We start from the raw sequence: 20,482 nt of genomic DNA, 5'->3' as shown, positions 1-20,482 counted from the left end.
GAGGCCGACGAGGTGCCGCTGGCCAGGTCGTTCATCTCGGCCAGACACACGCTGTAGCCGCGCCCCACCGCATCGCGGGCAATGCCGCAGCCATTGATGCCGCCGCCAATCACGAAAATATCGTAGATCCCGTCCTGTGCCACCGCTCATCTCCCTCTTCGCAACCGTCCTGCCCGCCAGCGCCAGCCAATATAGCACCACTGCGAAACAAATACGAAACCAAAAGAAAATATAACGCGCATCAACTCCCCCGGCAAGATATATTGCGGACGGGACTGTTCTCCGGCGGCTATTGCGCCCCGCGAAGAATGAGATCAGCAGCCTTTTCTGCAATCATGATGACAGGCGAGTTGGTGTTGCCGGAAACGATGTTTGGCATGATGGACGCATCGACAACGCGCAGGCCCGCGACACCGTGCACCCGCAGGGCATGGTCGACAACGGACCGGTCGTCGCTGCCCATCCTGCAGGTCCCGACAGGATGAAAAATCGTGGTCGCGATATCCCCGGCGCGCTGGATCAATTCGTCGTCGCTCTGGTACTGCGTGCCGGGCAGCATCTCGGACGGACGATACTTTTTCAAGGTTTGCGTTGCCATGAGATTGCGCGCGTGGCGGATCGACCGGGCCGCCAGCAGCCTGTCACCCGGCGTGGAGAGGTAGTTTGGCCGGATTTCCGGCTGCCGGCTGGCATCGGGTCCGGTGACATGGACACTGCCACGGCTTTCCGGGCGCAGATTGCAGACGGACACGGTCACGGCGGGATAGCGGTGCAGCGGTTCGCCGAGACGATCCGTGCTGAGCGGCTGGACGTGGTATTCGAGATCGGGTGTCAGCAGCGCGGGGTCGCTTTTGGCAAAAATGCCAAGCTGGCTCGGTGCCATCGACAATGGCCCCGAACGGCGCAACGCGTATTCCAGTCCCATCCCGGCGCGCGAGAAGAGGTTGTGGTAGAGCTGGTTCAGCGTTTTCGCCCCTTCGATGCGGAAAACCGTACGGATCTGCAGATGGTCCTGCAGGTTCTCGCCGACGCCGCGCAGGTCATGAACCGGTTCAAGACCCGCCTGCTTCAGGAAATGAGAATTTCCGATACCCGACAGTTCAAGGATTTTCGGCGAGTTGATCGCCCCCGCCGACAGGATGATTTCGCGAGCGGCAGCCTTGCAAACCTGACCGTTTCGTTCAAAGCGAATGGCTGTTGCGCGCTTGCCGTCGAACTCCAGCCTTTGCACCTCCGCGCCGGTCAATACCCGGAGATTGGATCGCTTCAAGACAGGACGCAGAAACGCCTTGGTGGTGTTCCAGCGAACGCCGCCGCGCTGATTGACCTCGAAATAGCCGGAGCCCTCATTGTCACCGCCATTGAAGTCATCGGTCTTGCCAATGCCAAGCTCTTCGGCCGCATCGCGGAACGCATCGAGGATGGGCCAGGACAGGCGTTGCCGTTCCACGCGCCATTCGCCCCCTGCCCCATGCAGCGGCGAACACCCACGGTAATTGTCTTCGGATTTGAGGAAATAGGGCAGGACATCGTCCCAGCCCCAGCCGGCGTTCCCGGCCTGCCGCCAGCCGTCATAGTCGGCGGCCTGCCCCCGCATGTAGATCATGCCATTGATCGACGAACAGCCGCCCAGCACCTTGCCGCGCGGATAGGGAAGCGAGCGGCCGTTCAGCCCTGCCTCCGCAGCGGTTTTCATCATCCAGTCCGTGCGCGGATTGCCCATGCAATAGAGATAGCCGATGGGTATGTGAACCCAGTGATAGCGGTCGCTGCCGCCCGCCTCGAGCAGGAGCACGCGGTTTTTCGGATCGGCTGACAGGCGGTTCGCCAGCACGCAGCCGGCCGATCCGGCCCCCACGATGATAAAATCATAGGCGCCTTCATCTATTGGCGATGCATTGCTCACGCTGCAGCCTCCGCCATCACGGCGTCACGCGCGGCCATGCGCTTCCAGACCGGCGCCATGGCATCGGCGATATCCCGGTAGAGCTGATAACGCCTGGCATAATGGCCAGCCCTTGCAGCATCCGGCCGATAGGACCGCTCCGTCACGACCATGGCCGCGGCACCGGCGTCGAAATCGGGGAAAATGCCGACCGCTGTACCTGCGGCGATTGCTGCGCCAAGCGCGCCCGTCTGGCTCGACCGCGCCACTGTCACCGGAACCCCCAGGACATCGGCAAAAATCTGCGGCCAGATCAGGCTGCGCGAACCGCCGCCGGACAGCACCGCCTCGTCGAAATTGGCGCCTGCGTCCCGCAATGTTTCGATGTGCTGGCGATGGCCAAAAGCGACGCCTTCGAGCAAGGCCCGGATCAGGTGACCTTTCGTATGCCAGCCCGCGACGCCATAAAAACCTGCCCGCGCATTGCCGTCCTGCTGCGCGCCGTAGAGGAACGGGTGATAGATCGGATCGTCGGCGGCCGGTTCCACCGCCGCCGCCAGTTCACAGCAGCGATCGAATGGCGATCCGCCATCCGGCTGTTCGCCGTGGAAGAACTCACGCACCAGCCATTCAAGGTTGGCGGCTGACGTCGCGCTCGATTCAATCGCCATGTAACGCTCGCGATCGAAGGTCGACGACATGAAGAACGGTTTTTTGAGGCGGGGCGCGTCAACGACGACCTGATTGATGCTCCAGGTACCGGCGATGATCGACGCTGCACCCGTGCGGGTTACACCCGAGCCGATTGCCGAGGCAATCACATCGAAAAGCCCGCCAATGACCGGCGTGCCGGCGGCAAGTCCGGTCTGGTCGGCGGCGACCTGCGTGACCGTTCCGGCGATATCGGCGCTTTCAATGAGCGGCGGCAGCAGGTCCATGCAATCGCCGAGCCCGAAGGCGGCCATCAGCTCGCGGTCATACCGCCGCTGCGCGACATCGAGCAGACCGCATCCGGCCATGTCGGACACCTCGCTCACGCGCTTTCCCGTCAGGCGGTTGACGATGAAATCCTTGCACAGGAACGCCGTACCGATCCGCGCGAATGTTTCCGGTCGATGGCGTTTGATCCAGGCAAGCAGCGTCGGGGTCTGTGACGGCCAGGGCCGCTGCAGGCCGATCGGATAGGTGCGGTCGCCGACACCTTCCGCCTGCCATTCTTCCACGAGATCCGCCGCCCGTGTGTCCAGGGACTGGATTGCCAGCAAAGGATTGCCCTGACGGTCAAGGGTATAAAGACCGTTGCCATGCCCGGCGCAGCCGATGGCAGCGATCTGCTCGGGGCCTATTCCGGCGTCGGCGATGCAGCGTTGAATGACCCGGCGCGCATTGGTCCAAAGCTCGTCCAGCCCGCGCTCGACGTGCCCCGGATGCGGCATGCTGCTATGCCCCTCCTCGGCAGCCGCCGCAATCTCATTGCCTTGCCGGTCGAAGATGATGGCCTTGATGATGGTGTTGCCGGCATCAAGACCCAAAAGATACTCTCCCATACGGAACCCCTCCTCAGGTTCTTGTTTTCATTCTCAGCCCTGCTGGTAGAGCGCGTAGGCATCCTCGCCGCTGGCATTGTCATGAATAATGGCCATCAACCCGCGCACCACTGCGCTCGGATTGGCATGCTGATAGATGTTCCGGCCATAGACCATGCCCACGGCTCCCTGCCGCATCAGGGCCGCCGATTTCTCGAAGACGATGCGCAAGTCCTCCTTGCCGCCGCCCCGCACAAGAACAGGACATCGCGCCGCCTCCACCACGCGGTGAAAATCCTCCGCCGCCGTCGTCGGGTCCGCCTTGATGATATCAGCGCCCATTTCGCGGGCAAGGCGGGTGAGCGTGACAATCTTGTCGGCATCGCCATCCACCATGTAACCGCCGCGTTCCGTGACAGGCTGCATGACAAGCGGTTCGATCATCAGAGGCATGCCGTATTTGTCGCAGTCGGCGCGGACCCGCGCGATATTCTGCACGCACTGACGGAACAGGTCCGGCTCGTCGGGCAGCATGAAAAGATTGACGACGACGCAGGCCGCATCCATCTGGATTGCACCGATCAGCGGCTCGGCCTCGTTCTGCAGCACCGCCCACATGTCGCGATGGCGGATGGCATTGTACGGATTGCCCATGTCGATACGCATGACCAGCGCCGGTTTGTCCTTGCCGGCGACATCCTGCAAAAGATCGGCCTGGCCGTAATTCATCTGGATGGCATCCGGGCCTGCCGCCACCAGCGCACGGACGACACCCGCCATGTCCTCAAGACCATTCAGGAATGACGGCTCATTGCACACGCCGTGATCGATCGCCACGTCGAGGCAGCGCCCCGCGCCGAACAGCCGGTTCATCCGGACCTTAAGATTGTTGCGCATATCGTACTCCTTGTTCATTGCGTGCGGTGAGTGTGCCGAGGCCAACGCCGTGGCGCCCGGCAAGAAGGGTGAGGAAGCGGTCAAGCTCTGCTTTCCGGCGGGCGGGCGACCAGCCCTTTTCGCGTGCGAGCACATCGAGCACCGTTTCCGTCATGTCGAGGGATAGCTGGCCGCTGATGGCGAGCGTGGTGCGTCGCAACAGCAGATCGTCAAGATGCTCGGCCGCTTCGTTGCGAATGAGAAACAACAGCTCCCGAACCGAATAACCGGGATGCGGCATGGTCTTATCCCGGTCGGCCGCGATAAAATGTGCAATCGCTTCGGCATCAGTACCGTATCGCTCAAAGAGCTCTGCAATTCGTTTGGGAGGAACGCTTGTTTCGCCGTAAATCCGCGAAATCCATTGGCCGATATCCTCCGGAAATGCCCGTCCGCCGCCTATGGGACGGGCTGTCGTTGTTACCTCCCGTGTCCGGTGCAGGCGTTCCAGCGTCATGTCGGCGGCAAGCTCACCGAAGGAGCGGAATGTCGTCCATTTGCCGCCGATCATGCACAGCACCGGCGGCGCGCCATCGGATGGTTCGATGATCGTGCAGTAGTGATCGCGCGGGATACGACCGGTAAAATCATCCTTGCTGGCCGGGAGGGGACGCACGCCGGAGAACTGGAAGACAATGTCTTCCGGCCGGATGCGGATACCGGGCAGGACAAAGGCCAGTGACTGCAGGATATAATCCCGCTCATCCGGCTCGCACCGAACGCTCTCAGGATCGTCAACGCGGATATCGGTCGAGCCCACGAGAACCTTGCCGAGATAGGGAAAGAGGATGCAGATGCGTCCGTCCTCGTTCTCGTAATAGATCATGTGATCGTCGAGGGCTCCGGCGAGGTCCGCATTGTCGATGATGAGATGCGATCCTTTCGTGCCGCCCATCAGCGGCACCGGCCGCTTTTCCTGCGAAAACAGACCGGCATTGGCGATATCGATCCACCCGCCTGTCGCATTGATGATGAAGGCGGGCTCGACTGGCGTGGCCGCGCTGGTGACGTGATCGTGGACGACGAAGCCGTGAGCAGACCGCCGCAGTTCGGCGTAATTCAGGGCGCAGGCGTGATCACCCGCCGCAAGGCCATCTCTCAGCACCTCCATCCCGATGCGTTCGGGATGCTTGACCCAGGCATCGTGATAGGTCGCGGAGCTTTTGACGGCGGGATTGAGCGCCGGCCATTTGGCCAGCGTCGCGTGGCGCCCGCGGAAGTGGTGACGCGGCATCAGGGCCCGCTTGCGGGTCAGGAAGTCATAAATGCTCAAGCCCGCCTTGACCGCAACCGCGCCGCGCCGGCTTGGTCTGCGGCTCAGCCCCAGAAACCGCACGATGCCATTGGCAAGACCGGAGAAAATATCGAAGACCGGGACGGTCGTGGGCAGCGGCGCAACAAGATGCGGCGCGTTTTTCAACAGGCGGTCGCGTTCGGCCAGCGATTCCCGCACCAGGCTGAATTCACCGTTTTCAAGATAACGCAGGCCGCCATGCACCATGCGCGACAGGGCAGCGCTGGCACCGGAACAGTAGTCATGCTTCTCGACGAGCAGTACATTGACGCCCTGCAGCGCCAGCTCGCGGAAGACGCTGATGCCGTTGATACCGCCGCCGACGACGCACACGTCCACCTTCGGACTTCGACGAAGTCCGTCAAATATCTCTTCACGGTTCATGATGCAGCCTGTTACCTCATGTCTGCCAGTTGCACTGCGATGGCCGCGTCAATGGCCGAGAGGTCGTCTGTGCCGAGCCGGATGGTTCCCGCCCGCGCATTGTCGAGCGCCTGATCGGGGTTGCGCGCCCCGCACAGCGCAAAGGTGATGCCCGGCTGCGCCAGCGTCCACGCGATGACGATCTGGGCGATACTGGCTGCGTGTTTGTCCGCGACAGGCCGAATGGCGTCGGCAAACTGTTTTGCCTTCAATCGGTTATCGACTGAGAAGCGCGGATTGTCCTTGCGCTGGTCATCGCCGGAGAACACGCGCCCGGGATCAACAGTCCCGGACAGCAGACCCAGCGCCAGCGACGAATAACTCAGCAATGAAACGTTATCTTTGCGCGTTACCGGCAGCAATTCGGTCTCAAGCTCCCGGTCGATCATGCTGAACCGTTCCTGGATCGCATCCAGCGCGCCGGTGGCGATGTAGGCGTTGAGTTCAGTGAGATTGACATTGCTTGCGCCAATGGCACGGATCTTGCCGGCCTTGCGCAAATCCTCCATGGCCCGCACCGTCTCCTCAATCGGCGTGGTCGGGTCCTGCCAATGGGTGATGTAGAGATCGATGTAATCGGTGCCGAGACGCCGCAGGCTTTCCTCAACCTCGTGAACAACGGCATCGCGCCCGAGATAGCGGTGCACCGGCTTGCCGTCCTGATCGAAAAAGTGCGTGCCTTTGGTTGTGTGCCAGACGAGACCGCATTTGGTGGCAATGACGGCCTTGTCGCGACGTCCCTTGAGAGCCTTGCCGACGATTTCCTCCGAACGCCCAAGCCCGTAGGCGGGAGCCGTGTCGATGAGACTGACACCCGCATCCAGCGATGCCTGGATGGCGGCAATCGATTCCTGCTCGTCGGTGCCGCCCCACATCCAGCCGCCGATGGCCCAGGTCCCCAGCCCCACGGCCGACGCCTGCACGCCGGATTTGCCGATTGCCCGCGTCAATTGCTCGTTGCTCATGCCTGTTCTCCTTCAGCGGCAATGTCCAGAATGCGCTGTCCCGTCGCCTCGTCCGTCACCAGCGTGTCCAGATGATTGCCGCGCATGATGCTGAGGATCGGCCGCGCCTTGTTCGGTCCGCTGGCAACCCCGATCTTGGTCGGAATGGAGGCGAACTCCTGCAGCGTCAGCGAGACCAGTGAACCGTTCAGGCTGTAATCGCAAACCTGTCCGCGCTCATCGAGCAGGTGGGCCAGCAATTCGCAGCGCGCGCCGGAACGCTCGATCGCCTCGAGATCCGTGCTCGATGATGGATGCAGGTCGTAATAACTCGAGTCATCCGTGAGGATCGAGCCGATACCGACGACGGCGATTTTGGCCTCGCGCGCCCGTTTGAAGACATCGGCGACCGAGCGCATGTTGATCAGCATGGCGCGTTCGGAAGGGCTGTCGGCAAACAGCGGCGCGTGAATCTGGTAGGCGCGCCCGCCGAGCCTGTCGGCCATCAGGGTCGAGACATGGTTGACATCGGTATAGTGCTTGCCCTGGACGCAGCCGGTGGCCGGGATCACCTCGACATCGAAACGGCGCGGCGCCTGCAATCCGGCAACCACGGCGCTGACACCCTTGCCGCCGGTAATGCAGATCGTATCGCCATCGGTGATCTCCTCGATCAGCAATCGCGCCGCAGCCTCGCCGACCGCCTGAAGCGCCGTCTGCGGATTGTCGGACACCGTCGGCACGACAATGGCACGGCTGATGCCGCCCAGCGCCAGCAGCTGTTCCTCCATATCGACCAGCGGCTCGACCGGCGATTTGATCTTGATCTCGACGAGGCCAAGCTGGCGGCCGCGCTTGATGAGGCGGTTGACCGTCGGCTGGGAAAGCCCGAGCTGGTCGGCAATCTGCGCCTGGGTCAACCCCTCGAGAAAGTGCAGGACCAGCGCCTGGTGCATCTGCCGCGCGATGACGATTTCCTCGCGCGGCGCCGCGTGTTTCGGATTGAGTTTGATAATCGCCATGGTCAGGAGGCCTTCCGCTTGTGCAGGAAATGGTCGATGGAGACGGCCGTCAGAAGAATGCACCCCTTTATCATGTCCTGCCAGTAGACGGAGACATCGAGCAGCACCAGCGAACTGGTGACGAGCGACAGCAGCGCTATGCCAAGGATGGCGCCAAGGATCGTGCCGGACCCGCCATTGAGCGATGCACCACCGATAACCGCAGCTGCAATGATGTTGAGCTCCATGCCGACGCCGAAGGTCGGTGTCGCCGCGCCGAAGCGCGACATGTAGATCACCCCGGCGAACCCCGCGAGCGTCGAGCAGAGAACCGTTACCCAGAATTTGACCTGCTTCGTGCGGATGCCTGAATAAAGCGCCGCCTTTTCATTGCTGCCGGTATAAAAAACCTTGCGCAGGGCGGTGGCGCGCCGCAGCAGGAAATCGAACAGCATGACGACCGCGAAGAAGATGAGGATGACGTAAGGTACCCCGTAAAACGAGCCCTGCCCGACCGCCTTGAATGCGGGCGGCAGGGTGAAAAGCGAAAGCGGCGTTCCCTTGGTGATGATCAGGCACAGGCCGCGTACGATCACCATGCCGGCCAGCGAGGTGATGAAGTGGTTGAGCCCCACCACCGTGACGAAGAACCCCATGACACAGCCGATCAGCCCGCTGGCCAGAATGCCGATGAGCGAGGCCGTCCACGGGTCGAGCCCGGCCAGGAACAGCGTGCCGGAAAGCACCATGGCAAAGCAGACAACCGAACCGACGGCGAGATCGATGCCGCCGACGATCAAAAGGATCGTCATGCCGACAACGACAATGCCTTCCACGGAAAAGCTCATCAGCATGGCGCGGAAGTTGCCAAGCGTCAGAAAATGCGGCGAGACAAAACTCATCGCGATGCAGAGCGCCAGAATGATGGCGATCAGGCCGGCTTCGCGCATCGAGCCCAATTTCTTCCAGGATGAACCCCGCACCGTTTTTGCCGTCATCGTCTCGACCGCCATTCGTGTATCTCCCAATCGCTCTTCAGGCTGCATGTTCTGGTGCATGCGTCGTTGTATGTTTCAGTCCGGATGCGAGCCGGATAATCGCTTCTTCGCTCATTTCATCGCTGCCGAGTTCACCGGCCACCGTTCCCTCGCGGATGACAAGCACCCGGTCACACAGGCCCAACAGCTCCGGAAGCTCGGAGGAAATGACAACAATGCCGATCCCGGAGCGGGCGAGTTCGCGCAGAAGCTGGTGAATTTCGGATTTCGCACCCACATCGATGCCGCGCGTCGGCTCGTCCATCAGGATAACCTTGGGTTGGACCGCCAGTTGCTTGGCAATGGCCACCTTCTGCTGGTTGCCGCCGCTGAGCGATGACACCGGCATGTCGACATGGTTCATCCGCACGCCGAGCCTGCGCGCAAAGTCGCGGGCGAGCTGGCCTTCGGCCTTGGCATCGATCAAACCCAGATGACCTGTCACCGCTTTCAGGTTGAGAACGGAGATGTTCTGGGCAATCGACAGGTCCAGGAAAACGCCCGAGCCCTTGCGGTCTTCGGAGAGATAGACAATGCCGGCACGGACCGCATCGGCATAGGTTCGAATGGTCTGCGACGTGCCGTGCAGGGAAACCTCACCCTCGACTGCCGCACGCAAGCCGCAGATGCCCTCGGCAATCTCGGTGCGCCCGGACCCGATAAGCCCGCCAATCCCGAGGATTTCGCCGCGCTTCAGATCAAACGACACGCGGCTGAAACGGTCCCCGTCGCCAAGCGCGCGAACCGACAAGATTGTCTCGCCCGAGCGCTCGGTTTCGATCTGCTTGGGCGGATAGAGCTGCGTGATCTCGCGTCCCACCATGCGCCGCACCACGTCATCGGGGGTGACATCGGCAATATCTTCGGTGGAGACATAGCGGCCATCGCGCAGCACGGTGACCCGGTCGCACAGGCTGAAAATCTCCGCCATCCGGTGGCTGATATAGATAATGGAAATGCCATGCGCCTTCAGTTCCCGGATGATGCCGAAGAGTATCCGCGTTTCCGCTTCCGTCAGCGCCGCCGTCGGTTCGTCGAAAATCAGCACCCGGCAGTCGAGCGTGAGTGCCTTGGCAATCTCCACCAGCTGCTGGCTGGAAATCGCCAGGTCGCCGACCCTTTGCCGGACGTCGATGGGCGCCAGCCGGTCCATGACCGCCTGCGCGTCGCGTTCCAGCCTGCGGTAATTCATCAGAAACGACCGGCGGCGGCTTGTGGTGGCCATGAAAATGTTCTCGGCGACGCTGGCGTCGGGGCAGAGCGCGATTTCCTGGTGCACCAGTCCGATGCCCAGTGACTGCGCAACCGAAGGCGATCCGATCTTCCGCGGTTTGCCATCAAGCAGAATCTCACCGTCATCGGGCTGAAGGACGCCGGCAAGAATGTTCATGAGCGTGGATTTTCCAGCACCGTTCTCACCGCAAAGCGCATGGACCTCGCCGCGCGCCAGGGTGAAGTCGACGCCCATCAGCGCTTTCACCGCACCGAAATGCTTGGTGATACCGCGGATACTCAAGACCGGTTCCGATGCCATCGCGCCTTCCTCCCTCCCGTTCGCCGAGGCTATCCGGACCTTGCGGGCCCGGATAGCCGTCTGCGAAGACTACTCGTCGATGCCCTTGGTGCCGCGACGCTTGAGGTACTTGTCCCAGAAGAAGTCATCCGCATTGTCGGCTGTTACAATGGACAGGCCATTGTCGACGAAGGGGATGCTCATCGGGTTGGACCCGGCGCGCTTGGCATCGTTCATGGGATCGATCAGTTCCGGATGCTTGGCGAACCAGAGGAGCATGAAGCCCATATAGCCCTGCATGCCCTGATTGGGATTGATCGAGCCGAAGACCTGACCGGCCTTGATCATATCAAGGATATTGGCATTGACGTCGGCGCACATGACGAGAATCTTGCCGCCGCTTTCCTTGTTGGCCTGCGCGGCGCCAATCGCCGAGTTGGCTTCCGGCATGAAGACGGCTGCCAGATTGGGATTGGCCTGGGCGATGCTCATCAGGCCCTGATACGCCTTTGTCGGGTCCTGATTCGACGCCGCCCTGCCGACCAGCTTCATATCCGGCCACTTTTCCTTCATCCGGTCGATAAAGGCCGTGACGCGGCGGTCATGATTGTCCTGGCCCGGATTTTCCAGAACGGCATACTCGCCCTTGCCGCCCAGCTTCGTGGCGATGGCGTCGGCGGCGTAGATACCTTCACGCTTGTTATCCGAGGTGATGAATGAAATCCGCTTGGACAGCGGCGAGTCGGCCGCGAAGGTGACGACCGCCGTGCCCTGATCCACCGCCCGGTTGATCGGTTCGATGAAGGGGTCGGAATTCATTGGATGCACCAGAATACCGGCAGGGTTCTGCGCCAGCGCCTGATCGAAACTTGCTATCTGCTTGTTGACGTCATATTCCGGTGTGCCCGTATAGGCTGTCTCGCAGCCCAGCTGCTTGCCCGCCTGCTTGAACATTTCATAAACGGGAAACCAGTATTCAACGCCCGAAACCATGACGTTCATGACGTATTTTTCACCCGGCTTGCAGCGGAACGGATTTTCCGTTTCCGCGCTTGCCGAAGATGCAAAGAGTGTGGTCGCAAGGACCGCCATGGCGGTCGTGCCCAGAAAAGTGCGCAAGTGTCCTCCTCGAGGCCGAAGCCCCTCCCATTGGTGTGTGGCGCCTTGAATGGCCGCCGCTGTTCCTTATGAAGACCAGCAATCCTCCTCGAGTGCTGGCAGGGATAACTAAGCGTATGACAAAGCGACTGTCAATATAATTCATAACGTGAATTATAATTCATGCAATTCAGGATTTGCCCGGTCAGACACGGATATGCCGTGCCTGATAACCCGCTGGAATGGCACCTCCGGTTGGTGACGATTGCAATCCGGCCGCGCCGGCGAAAACAGCACCCGCCATGAAACGTTTCATCCATCTCGCGCCGAATTGACCTTTTCTCAACCTATACACGGCAAGTGAAGGCAGTGACAAAATGTGACCGGCAAGCGCTTGCCACATTCTGTCTTCGCTGATCTGATATGCTCATCATCTGCTGCGGCCAGGTTTGATGCACAAACACCAAGAGGGCCACATGGACTACAGCATATTGTTGACCGGTGTTGTTCGTATCCTTGGTCTGACGGCGCTTGTCATCCTTAGCTACTCCATTGTCATCCGCACCTTTTCCAAAGGGTGGAAAAAGGGCGCGGCTGTCGGCGTTCTGCTGGCGCTTGGCGGCATATTGTCGATGAATGATCCGGTCGTTATCGCACCGGGGGTCATCTTTGACGGACGAACAGCATTGCTTGCCATCGCATACCCTTATGGCGGGCCTGTCGGCACAATCGTTGCCGCCCTGTTCATGGCGGGATACCGAATCTGGCTTGGCGGCGTGGGGGTGGTACCGGGACTGATTTCGATTGTCCTGATTTGCGCCATAGGGTGCGGGGTCGCGCTTATCCCCGTGCGCAAGCTTCCGATCGGGTTTATCCGTTCCGTTGTGACAGGCATGCTCGCCTCATTGTCGCTCGTCTCGATCAGCCTGTTGCCGCGCGACATCATTGCAACGATCGTCGGATTTCCCCTCTTTGCCGTCGTCGTCGCCAACATTGTGAATGTCGTGATTCTCTCGGATTTTCTCGAGCGGGAAAAGTCCCGCCTGCGGATCATGCGGGCTCTGGAGCACGAAGCCTGGGTGGACCCGCTGACAAAGCTGCAGAACCGGCGCGCTTTCGATCGCGCGGCGCTTCGGGCCATGAATGACAACAAGTCCAAGGCAGCCCATTGTTCCCTGGTCATGATCGACATCGATCATTTCAAGGCCATCAATGACCGGTGGGGTCACGATACGGGTGACATGGTGCTGGCGGATGTCGCCGCGATCATCCGCAGGAATGTCCGCATCACCGACGTCGTTGTCCGTTACGGCGGCGAGGAAATCGTCCTGTTGCTGACGAATACGCCGCAGGACGTAGCCAATGAACTCGCCGAGCGGGTGCGCAGCGAGATCGAGCTTGCGCGCTTTTCCACGGACCTTGAGAACGTAACCGTCACGGTCAGTGCGGGCGTTGCCAGTCTCAACGGGCAGCACACCAGCATGGAAGCATTGCTGAAAGCGGCAGACAGGGCGCTCTATCGCGCGAAAACCAGCGGACGCAATCGGGTGGAAGTCGCCTGAACAATTTTTGACATTGCGTCGTCCTTTCTGCTCATATGGCTGCAAATCAGGTTTCGATCCCAACGGTACACTTGAAGCACCAGCGCTGGAGCAAACATGGACGTGGATTTCGACGACGCATCAAAGAGAGAAGCCAAACCACAGCCGGCACCGGCCAACGGCAGCAAGTCTTCAGCACTCGGTACATTGAGCAATCTTCTGGGCCGTGCCGGTATTCGCGTCAACGGCGACGCCCCCTGGGATATCCAGATCAAGGATCCGAGAGCCGCAACCCGCATCCTGGGGCAAGGCAGTCTGGGCCTCGGCGAAAGCTACATGGACGGATGGTGGGACTGTGCGGCGCTGGATCAGTTCTTTGACCGCATATTTCGCGCCAATCTGACCGAACATGTGACGGCCAAGGACGTGTTGCAAACATTGCGGGCGCGATTGCTCAACTTGCAGAACAGCAGGCGCTCCTGGCAGGTTGGAAAGGAACATTACGATGTTGGTAATGACCTGTTTTCCGCGATGCTTGACCGCCGCATGACCTATTCCTGCGGATACTGGAAAGACGCCGGCAATCTCGACGACGCCCAGAGTGCAAAGCTCGATCTCGTTTGCCGCAAGCTCGGTCTACAACCGGGCATGCGCCTTCTGGATGTCGGTTGCGGCTGGGGCAGTCTGATGCAGTTTGCCGCCGAGAACTATGGCGTCTCCTGTGTCGGCTTGACCATTTCCAGGGAACAGGCGGAATTCGCGCAACAGACATTGAAGGGCCTGCCCGTCGAATTCCGCCTCGCGGATTACCGATCGTTCAATGTCGAGGGACTTGAGAAATTCGACCGGATTGCGTCGATCGGCATGTTTGAGCATGTCGGGCACAAGAACTACGCCGCTTTCTTTGACGCTTGCAGGCGCAGCCTGTCGGATGACGGATTGTTCCTGCTGCATACAATCGGGCGGAAACGCACCCGGAACGTGATCGATCCGTGGTTTGACCGGTATATCTTCCCCAATGGCGAACTGCCGTCCCTGGCTGAGATATCCACCAGCGTGGATGGCCGCTTCGTCATCGAGGACGTGCACAATTTCGGTGCCGACTACGACAGGACACTGTTGGCATGGCATGCGCGGTTCGAGGCCGCATGGCCGCAATTTGCTTCCAAATATGGCGAGCGTTTCTATCGCATGTGGCGCTATTACCTGTTGTGCATGGCCGGATGCTTTCGGGCGCGTCAGATCCAGCTTTGGCAGACGGTCCTCTCACCCCAGGGTGTTGCCGGAGGATATCAGCGGCATTCCTGAACGAGAGCAAGGCCCGTGCGGCAGATCAGCCGCACATATTCGGCTTATCCTCAATAGGTGACGGTCACCGTGATCGTATCGGTGTAGGTGCCGGGCGCTGGCGTTGTCTGGACGGGAACCCGCCCGTATACCGTATAGGGTTGCGCCGCGCCGCTACCCGACGCTGAAACCGTATCGGTACCGATGGTCTGCCCCCACACGGTGGTTCTGTTGGTATCGGAATAGAGGGTATAGTTCACCAGCGCGCCGCCGGGCGCGGTCATCTTGCGCGAAGCGACCGTTGCACCCACGCCGATCCCCGCATCGAGGCCGATATTGTACGGCGTCGTGTTGGTGCACTGAACGGAAAGCGTGGTGGACGCATCGTCATTTGCCGCGATCACGCCCACGGCGGTGAAGGTGAGCGTCGCGGTGCTCACCAGGACACAGGATGCCTGAATAGCAATCTGGACAGTAAAGGTACCGGTTGTCGTGGCGGCCAATGCCGGACTGGAAAGGCCAAGCAAAGCGGCCAGACCGACTGTCGTGAACTTGCGCACCGAATATCCGAAACTCATTCATCCTCCTCAAGGTTTGCTTGCCGCTGGCAAGCACCTCCGATTCTCTATAAAGGACTCAGTAGTTATTCACTGCATAATACTTAATTCTTATATATTTAAAAGAAATTATCGAATGGCTACTATTCACCCTCAACGAGGAAATATTTAATCACGTATCCTTTGTAAATGAATTTACGTTAAGCATCTGGTTGCGGAATATTAACCCATCCGCCCTGTCATTCATCTATCTGATACATGGCTTTCCATTGCAACATGCCGCGCAATTGAAGGTGAACACGTGGAACGCTTCAAATGAGCGCTCCACGAGCCACAATGCCAGGGCGGCTTGCAAGACTGGCTGCTACCACTTCACGGTCAGGCCAATATTCCCCTCGAAGGCGCGCTTCCGCTCGCCGCTCACGTCAAAGGTGTAGTCGGCGGTGGCGAAAGCACTGACATTCTTGGTGAAGTTATGGACGATACCGCCGCCCAATTCGAGTGACGTGCTTTCCGCCTGGGTCGTGATCGGATCGGTGCCGAACAGCACCGTATCGGTGGCCTTGAAATTGTGCCAGAGATTGGCCTTGAGGTAGGGCTGGAACAATCCACGCGCGGTCTGGTAATTGCCTTGCAGCCGCGCACCGATACGGCCTGTCACGGCATCGTTGCTGTCGAACGAAACACCGGAGAACGCATCCTGCTGATTGTCGAGCCAGGTGCGCTGCCAGATGAGCTGCGCCTGCGGTTCAAGCAGCCAGTTGTCGGTCAGTGCGAAGGGATAGCCGCCTTCGAGCGACACGGTAATGCCGCTGCCATCATTGTCTATGCCGGCTCCGCTCACCGAGCGCGCATTGCCGCCATACCAGGTCCCCATCACAATACCGTCCAGATACCAGCCGGAGGGACCGATATGCGTCCAGTAACCGCCGACACTTGTCGCGTCGACCTTGATCTTGCCCGTGCTCAAATTGTTCCAGCCAAGGGCCTGACCTTTGACATCGGAATTCATGCCGGCATAACCGAAGAAGATACCCGCAATATCCCGATGGCCGCCTTCACTCTGCCGGCGCAGGATATCTATACCCGTCTGGAATCCCCAAATTGATCCGTCAATCGAGGGTGATGCCGTGCCTGCCCCGCCCTGCTCGATGCTTTGACCGAAAACGCGTCCCCAGGCCGCCGACAGATCGCTGCCCGGCGTGAGAACGCTCTGCTCGCCGCGGCGCTCGTGGAACGTGCCCAGCGTTGCCAGCGTTGCCAGCCTGGCGGCCGGCGGAAGTGCGGAATAGGTCGCGACTTCCGGACGAAGCAGCGGCACGACGCTCACGGACACCCCGCCCCGCTCCTCAACGACCGGGGTAACCGGTGTTGCACCCGGTTCCGGCGGTTGTCCGCCTGGAACGGGCGGCTGCACAACGTTTGGCGTTGCCGGATCGGTTGGCGCAATGATAGGTCCGGTCGGCGTTGGATTGTCCGGCGTCGGCGTGGGGGTGACATATTCCGAGCGCAAGTACCAATTCTGGGTCGTGTTCGCGCTGACGCCCCCCTTGAACAGAAAATACTCGTAAGCCCCGGCCGCGGCACGGCCGCTCAGATAAAATGCACTCCCGGCCGTTGTGGCACCATTCACGGCATCGATCACTTTGATGCCGTCAATCACCGTCGCAGCGCCGGTCCCTCCGACATTGGTAACGGCAATGCCGGTTGTACCGGTCGCCGTTCCACCGGATAGAACGAGTTTGTCCGATGCGGAGGAGTCATCGCCAAGAACGGTGTTCAGGAGAAGTGAGCCATTGTTGCCGACATAGTTGCCCACGATGGTCAGCCGGTCTCCCGCAGCACCCGAACCATTGGTCAAATCGATGACACCCGCATTGGTGACAGTGATTGCCGGTCCGCCGGCATATGGTGTGATCGATGGATTGAAGCCACCTCCGGCGAGCAGCTTCGCTCCCGGGGATACGGTGACATTGCCGGTCAGGTCCTTTTGCAGAGTGAAGTTGCCTGTCTGGATGAAACTGTCGTGAAAATCTCCGGTTCCCGCCCATGTCCAGTCAGTACCTTTCATGTACATCGTCTGGAAATTGGTGAAGGCGTTGTCGATCAACCCGGCCCCCTGAAGGGTCAGCTGATTGCTGCCGCCCCCGCCATTGGCGGTTCCAATGATTTTTGAGCCGGTCTGCAGCGTGAAGTCGATATTGCCGGTGCCGCCGCTCAGGGCGAAACCATTGCCGCCGCTCAGCAATCCGGCATTCGTGATCTTGGTCGCGCCGTTCAGCGTGCGGATCGCGGGCCCCTGATCGCTGATGATTTGACCGCCGGCCAAATTCTCGATTGTCGCGTTGAAGCTCGACCCCAGCGTGTTCGAAAACACGCCGTCCGAAGGCAGGCCACCGGATGCCGCGCCACCCTGCGCATGAATCACACCGCTGTTGGTGAGACGGGCATTGGTGCCCTGCATGTAAACCGTTGGAGCGCTGTTGCCGGTTGTCGTCAATGTACCGGTATTGATGACGGTTCCGTTTTGCCCGAGAATGGAGGCCGCACGCGCATTGCTTCCGTTGGTTGTGACCGTTCCATTGTTGATAAGGGTATTGTTCGGCGATCCGCCGCCGCTCTGCCCCCAACTGGCCGTCATGCCGTAAGCGTTGGGTCCCGTTGTCGTGATCGTGCCATTGTTTGTGAGCGTATTGCCGGAGCCGTCTGCGGCCATGCCGTCATTGTATTGGTTGGTCGTGCTGATCGAACCGTTGTTGGTCAGGCTGTTGTTGCTTCCGGTGCCAACCAGACCCGCACCGCGATTGAGTCCGGTGCTGCCCGATCCCGTCAGCGATATCGCGCCGTTGTTCACGACAGTGCTGCCATCCACGACACTGACACCGGAGTTCTCGGTGGGGCTGCGGACAATATTCAACTGGGCACCACTGCCAATATTGACATTGACGCCGGAGCTTCCGGCTACCGCATGCACGCCCGCCGTCGCGGGATTGGGTGCCGAGGTATCGCAGGTGACCGTCTGGCCCGATACCGGCGCAAGGCTGCTGCACGCCGCCCAACCTATGGTTGGACTGGCAATTGAGATGAGTGCTGTTGTGGTAAAAAGAGACAGAAATCGCGTGTGCAACACGGAAAAACGCATGGTGGCTCCCCCAGCATTCCGGTGCGAACACGCACCCAAGCAGCACAAAATGCATATTTTGTTGAAATGAGGCTAGTCAGTTCAGAGTATTTCTCTGCTTAATCCACACGGAATAAACATCGAGTGGCAAAAATAACACAATTAAGCACTGCTACTTTCAAGGAGTGTGGAATAAACGCGCAATGCCTTCTGTTGCGCGTTTATTCACTACAAGCAGGTACCCAGAAAAGGTTAACGCCAACCTCGGAAATACACGCTTTCCAAAGGCAACCCCATGAGAATCATTGCTGCATGGGAATCAATTCTGTCGCAGTCGTCAGGCTGCCTTATGCTCAACCTCGACCGTCACATGCGACAGATCATGAATGTGGGACAGCTTTGCGCGATAGGAAGACGGTGCTTTCGGATGATCGCTCACCAGCGAAACAATGGCGCCGTGATGACCCGGGCCCAGCTGCCAGACATGCAGATCCGTGATCACATCCCCTTCCCGTTCGATGGCCGAACGGATTTCTTCCGGCAGATCCTCGCTTGACGGAACATAGTCCAGCAACACGCCCCCGGCACGCCGGATGAGCCCAAACGACCAATTGGCGATGACCAGCGCACCAATGATGCCGATGGCCGGATCGAGCCAAAGCCATCCATAGAGACTTGCCGTTACAAGAGCGCCGATAGCAAGCACCGAGGTCAGTGCGTCAGCGAGCACGTGGATATAGGCCGCTTGAAGGTTATTGTCGTGCGCATGCGCATGATCGTGATGATGATCATGGTCTCCATGATGCGAATGATCATCGCGCAGGAGCCAGGCGGAAAGCAGATTGACCGCAAGACCAACCACGGCAATCGATATTGCCTGGGGAAAATTGATTGGAACGGGATTCGCCAGCCTGACAAAGCTTTCCCAGGCAATCAGCAGTGCAATCAGAGCCAGAACAACCGCACTGGCAAAGGCCGCCAGATCACCGAATTTTCCGGTTCCGAACGTGAAACGCGAATTGTGCGCGTGCTTTCGCGCATAGAGATAGGCCAAGGCTGCTATCAGCATTGCCGCCGCGTGGGTTGACATGTGCCAGCCATCCGCCACCAGCGCCATTGAACCGTAGACGGTTCCGGCGGCAATTTCAGCAATCATCATGACCGTGGTCAAGGCGATAACCATCCAGGTGCGCCGTTCGTTGCGCGCGTGGTTCTGGCCAAGGAATATATGGTCGTGCGCGCCGGCATTTGACTGTGCCGCATGGTGATTTTTCATTTGAGATACTTCCTTACGACATCAATGAGTTCCGCAGCGCCTTGGGCCCGTTCCACATCGGGATCCTTGTCCGGATCGACCACATGCATGCGAACGTGATCTTCGATCAGCTCGACAACCAGGCCGTTTACAGCGCCACGGACGGATGCGACGAGATTGAGGATTTCACCGCAGGCAACTTCCGCCTCCAGCGCGCGCTCCACTGCCTCCATCTGCCCTTTAAGTCGGCGGACGCGGGCGAGGAGCTTGGCTTTATCTTTGGTTGTGTGTGACATAATATACCCCCCTACCCTATATAACGGAAAGATGCAACATATTCTGCCCGCCCCCTTGATCGGAGGCGCTGATGATCAAACGAGAAAAAAAACGCTCAGATCGCGTAGGTCGCGCCGGCTATGATTGTGCCGATGACCCCCAGAAAAATGGATGCATACCAGGGCCAGCGGCGGCCGCCGGTGATAATGGCAATGGTCGCGACCGCGATCGCTATGTGCAGGAAAGTCGCTGCGATTGTCAGGTGATGGTGCCGCCCTTCATGGACGAGGCCTTCCTGCAATGCATCCTCCGATTTGACCTCGAAATCCCGCGCCGTTTTCTGGATCTCCTGGCTTTCCGCTTCATTGCGCTGCGACTGGGCGGCAAAGTCGGCCGCCTTTGGTCCGCCTTGCGCGGCGGCAATATCGTACATGTTTTTCTTGAGGCTCTTGGCCTGGAAGAAATTCCAGTTATCCGTGGCCTTGTTCTGGAAGAGCACGGCCTGGGTCTTGGCCGCGGTGGCCCCGCCGCTCTCGATTGTTTCCAGACTGCCGACCCCCGCAGCGACGACTGCAAGAACCGCAATCGTTACCGCAACAATGGCGAGAAAGGCATTCTCGCTGTGCAGGGCGTGCTGCGCATGCTCCGTGTGTTCAAATGCTTCAGACGAGATTTCTTCCATCGAGATTCTCCCATTCTCCTGACGCCAGGGGATCGCTCGCAGTGTGTTCGAATTGTGATGATTGCGAATGATGCATCCCCTCTTGTCCCGCAATCCACAATGAGAC

General features: G+C 59.7%; 16 protein-coding genes and 1 pseudogene. 2 read left to right on the top strand and 15 right to left on the bottom strand.

Annotation, left to right across the window (positions count from 1 at the left end):
* From ACP7B1_RS21880 to ACP7B1_RS21835, 10 genes and pseudogenes are all read right to left on the bottom strand, one after another.
* Positions 1-143 (bottom strand): FAD-dependent oxidoreductase (locus tag ACP7B1_RS21880; RefSeq protein WP_426137254.1); only part of this gene is annotated, 143 nt, incomplete at its 3' end.
* Between the two features lie 146 nt (positions 144-289).
* Entirely contained in the window at positions 290-1,906 is a 1,617-nt protein-coding gene (locus ACP7B1_RS21875; protein ID WP_346307342.1) for a GMC family oxidoreductase, read from the bottom strand.
* The gene (locus ACP7B1_RS21870) at positions 1,903-3,432 is read right to left on the bottom strand and encodes an FGGY-family carbohydrate kinase (protein WP_346307343.1); all 1,530 of its coding nucleotides are present in this window, start codon (positions 3,430-3,432) and stop codon (positions 1,903-1,905) included. Before ACP7B1_RS21870 ends, ACP7B1_RS21875 begins: the two co-directional genes overlap by 4 nt.
* Before the next feature lie 33 nt (positions 3,433-3,465).
* A complete protein-coding gene (locus tag ACP7B1_RS21865) occupies positions 3,466-4,308 on the bottom strand; it encodes a class I fructose-bisphosphate aldolase (RefSeq protein ID WP_223614916.1) in 843 nt (280 codons plus the stop codon).
* Positions 4,281-6,025 (bottom strand): annotated as a pseudogene (locus ACP7B1_RS21860) (glycerol-3-phosphate dehydrogenase/oxidase). Before ACP7B1_RS21860 ends, ACP7B1_RS21865 begins: the two are co-directional and overlap by 28 nt.
* An 11-nt stretch (positions 6,026-6,036) precedes the next feature.
* Positions 6,037-7,029, bottom strand: a complete 993-nt coding sequence (locus ACP7B1_RS21855) for an aldo/keto reductase (protein ID WP_346305075.1) — start codon at positions 7,027-7,029, stop codon at positions 6,037-6,039.
* Positions 7,026-8,030 (bottom strand): sugar-binding transcriptional regulator, encoded by a 1,005-nt coding sequence (locus tag ACP7B1_RS21850; RefSeq protein ID WP_288192261.1) that lies wholly within the window; start codon positions 8,028-8,030, stop codon positions 7,026-7,028. The genes ACP7B1_RS21855 and ACP7B1_RS21850 overlap by 4 nt, the downstream gene beginning before the upstream one ends.
* 2 nt (positions 8,031-8,032) lie before the next feature.
* Positions 8,033-9,022 (bottom strand): ABC transporter permease, encoded by a 990-nt coding sequence (locus tag ACP7B1_RS21845; protein ID WP_346305076.1) that lies wholly within the window; start codon positions 9,020-9,022, stop codon positions 8,033-8,035.
* A 22-nt stretch (positions 9,023-9,044) separates the two neighbouring features.
* The gene (locus ACP7B1_RS21840; RefSeq protein ID WP_346305077.1) at positions 9,045-10,580 is read right to left on the bottom strand and encodes a sugar ABC transporter ATP-binding protein; all 1,536 of its coding nucleotides are present in this window, start codon (positions 10,578-10,580) and stop codon (positions 9,045-9,047) included.
* 69 nt (positions 10,581-10,649) lie between these two features.
* Positions 10,650-11,678: a substrate-binding domain-containing protein gene (locus ACP7B1_RS21835; protein ID WP_346305078.1), complete on the bottom strand. Its 1,029-nt coding sequence runs from the start codon at positions 11,676-11,678 to the stop codon at positions 10,650-10,652.
* Between the two features lie 455 nt (positions 11,679-12,133).
* Here ACP7B1_RS21835 and ACP7B1_RS21830 point away from each other — a divergent pair, with 455 nt between their 5' ends.
* Together ACP7B1_RS21830 and cfa are read left to right on the top strand one after the other, a co-directional pair.
* Entirely contained in the window at positions 12,134-13,219 is a 1,086-nt protein-coding gene (locus ACP7B1_RS21830) for a diguanylate cyclase (RefSeq protein WP_346305079.1), read from the top strand.
* Positions 13,220-13,315: 96 nt separating this feature from the next.
* Positions 13,316-14,506, top strand: coding sequence for a cyclopropane fatty acyl phospholipid synthase (gene cfa, locus ACP7B1_RS21825; protein WP_346305080.1), 1,191 nt, complete (start codon positions 13,316-13,318; stop codon positions 14,504-14,506).
* Between the two features lie 50 nt (positions 14,507-14,556).
* Here cfa and ACP7B1_RS21820 read toward each other — a convergent pair whose 3' ends face one another.
* The 5 genes from ACP7B1_RS21820 to ACP7B1_RS21800 form a co-directional block, all read right to left on the bottom strand.
* The gene (locus ACP7B1_RS21820) at positions 14,557-15,063 is read right to left on the bottom strand and encodes a Csu type fimbrial protein (RefSeq protein WP_346305081.1); all 507 of its coding nucleotides are present in this window, start codon (positions 15,061-15,063) and stop codon (positions 14,557-14,559) included.
* A gap of 343 nt (positions 15,064-15,406) precedes the next feature.
* Positions 15,407-18,184: an autotransporter outer membrane beta-barrel domain-containing protein gene (locus ACP7B1_RS21815; RefSeq protein ID WP_346305082.1), complete on the bottom strand. Its 2,778-nt coding sequence runs from the start codon at positions 18,182-18,184 to the stop codon at positions 15,407-15,409.
* Positions 18,185-18,500: 316 nt separating this feature from the next.
* On the bottom strand, positions 18,501-19,439 hold the full coding sequence (gene dmeF / locus ACP7B1_RS21810; protein ID WP_346305083.1) for a CDF family Co(II)/Ni(II) efflux transporter DmeF: 939 nt from the start codon (positions 19,437-19,439) through the stop codon (positions 18,501-18,503).
* Positions 19,436-19,714 carry a metal/formaldehyde-sensitive transcriptional repressor gene (locus ACP7B1_RS21805; protein ID WP_346305084.1) on the bottom strand — a complete coding sequence of 93 codons (279 nt, stop codon included), beginning with the start codon at positions 19,712-19,714 and terminating at the stop codon, positions 19,436-19,438. The genes dmeF and ACP7B1_RS21805 overlap by 4 nt, the downstream gene beginning before the upstream one ends.
* A 95-nt stretch (positions 19,715-19,809) precedes the next feature.
* On the bottom strand, positions 19,810-20,376 hold the full coding sequence (locus ACP7B1_RS21800) for a DUF4337 family protein (RefSeq protein WP_346305085.1): 567 nt from the start codon (positions 20,374-20,376) through the stop codon (positions 19,810-19,812).
* Between the last annotated feature and the right edge of the window lie 106 nt (positions 20,377-20,482).

Source organism: Phyllobacterium sp. SL163, assembly GCF_049896885.1.
In the GTDB taxonomy this organism is placed as follows: Bacteria; Pseudomonadota; Alphaproteobacteria; order Rhizobiales; family Rhizobiaceae; genus Phyllobacterium; species Phyllobacterium calauticae.
The sequence above is the reverse complement of the archived record's forward strand: the minus strand, read 5'-3'. Positions and strand labels throughout refer to the sequence as shown.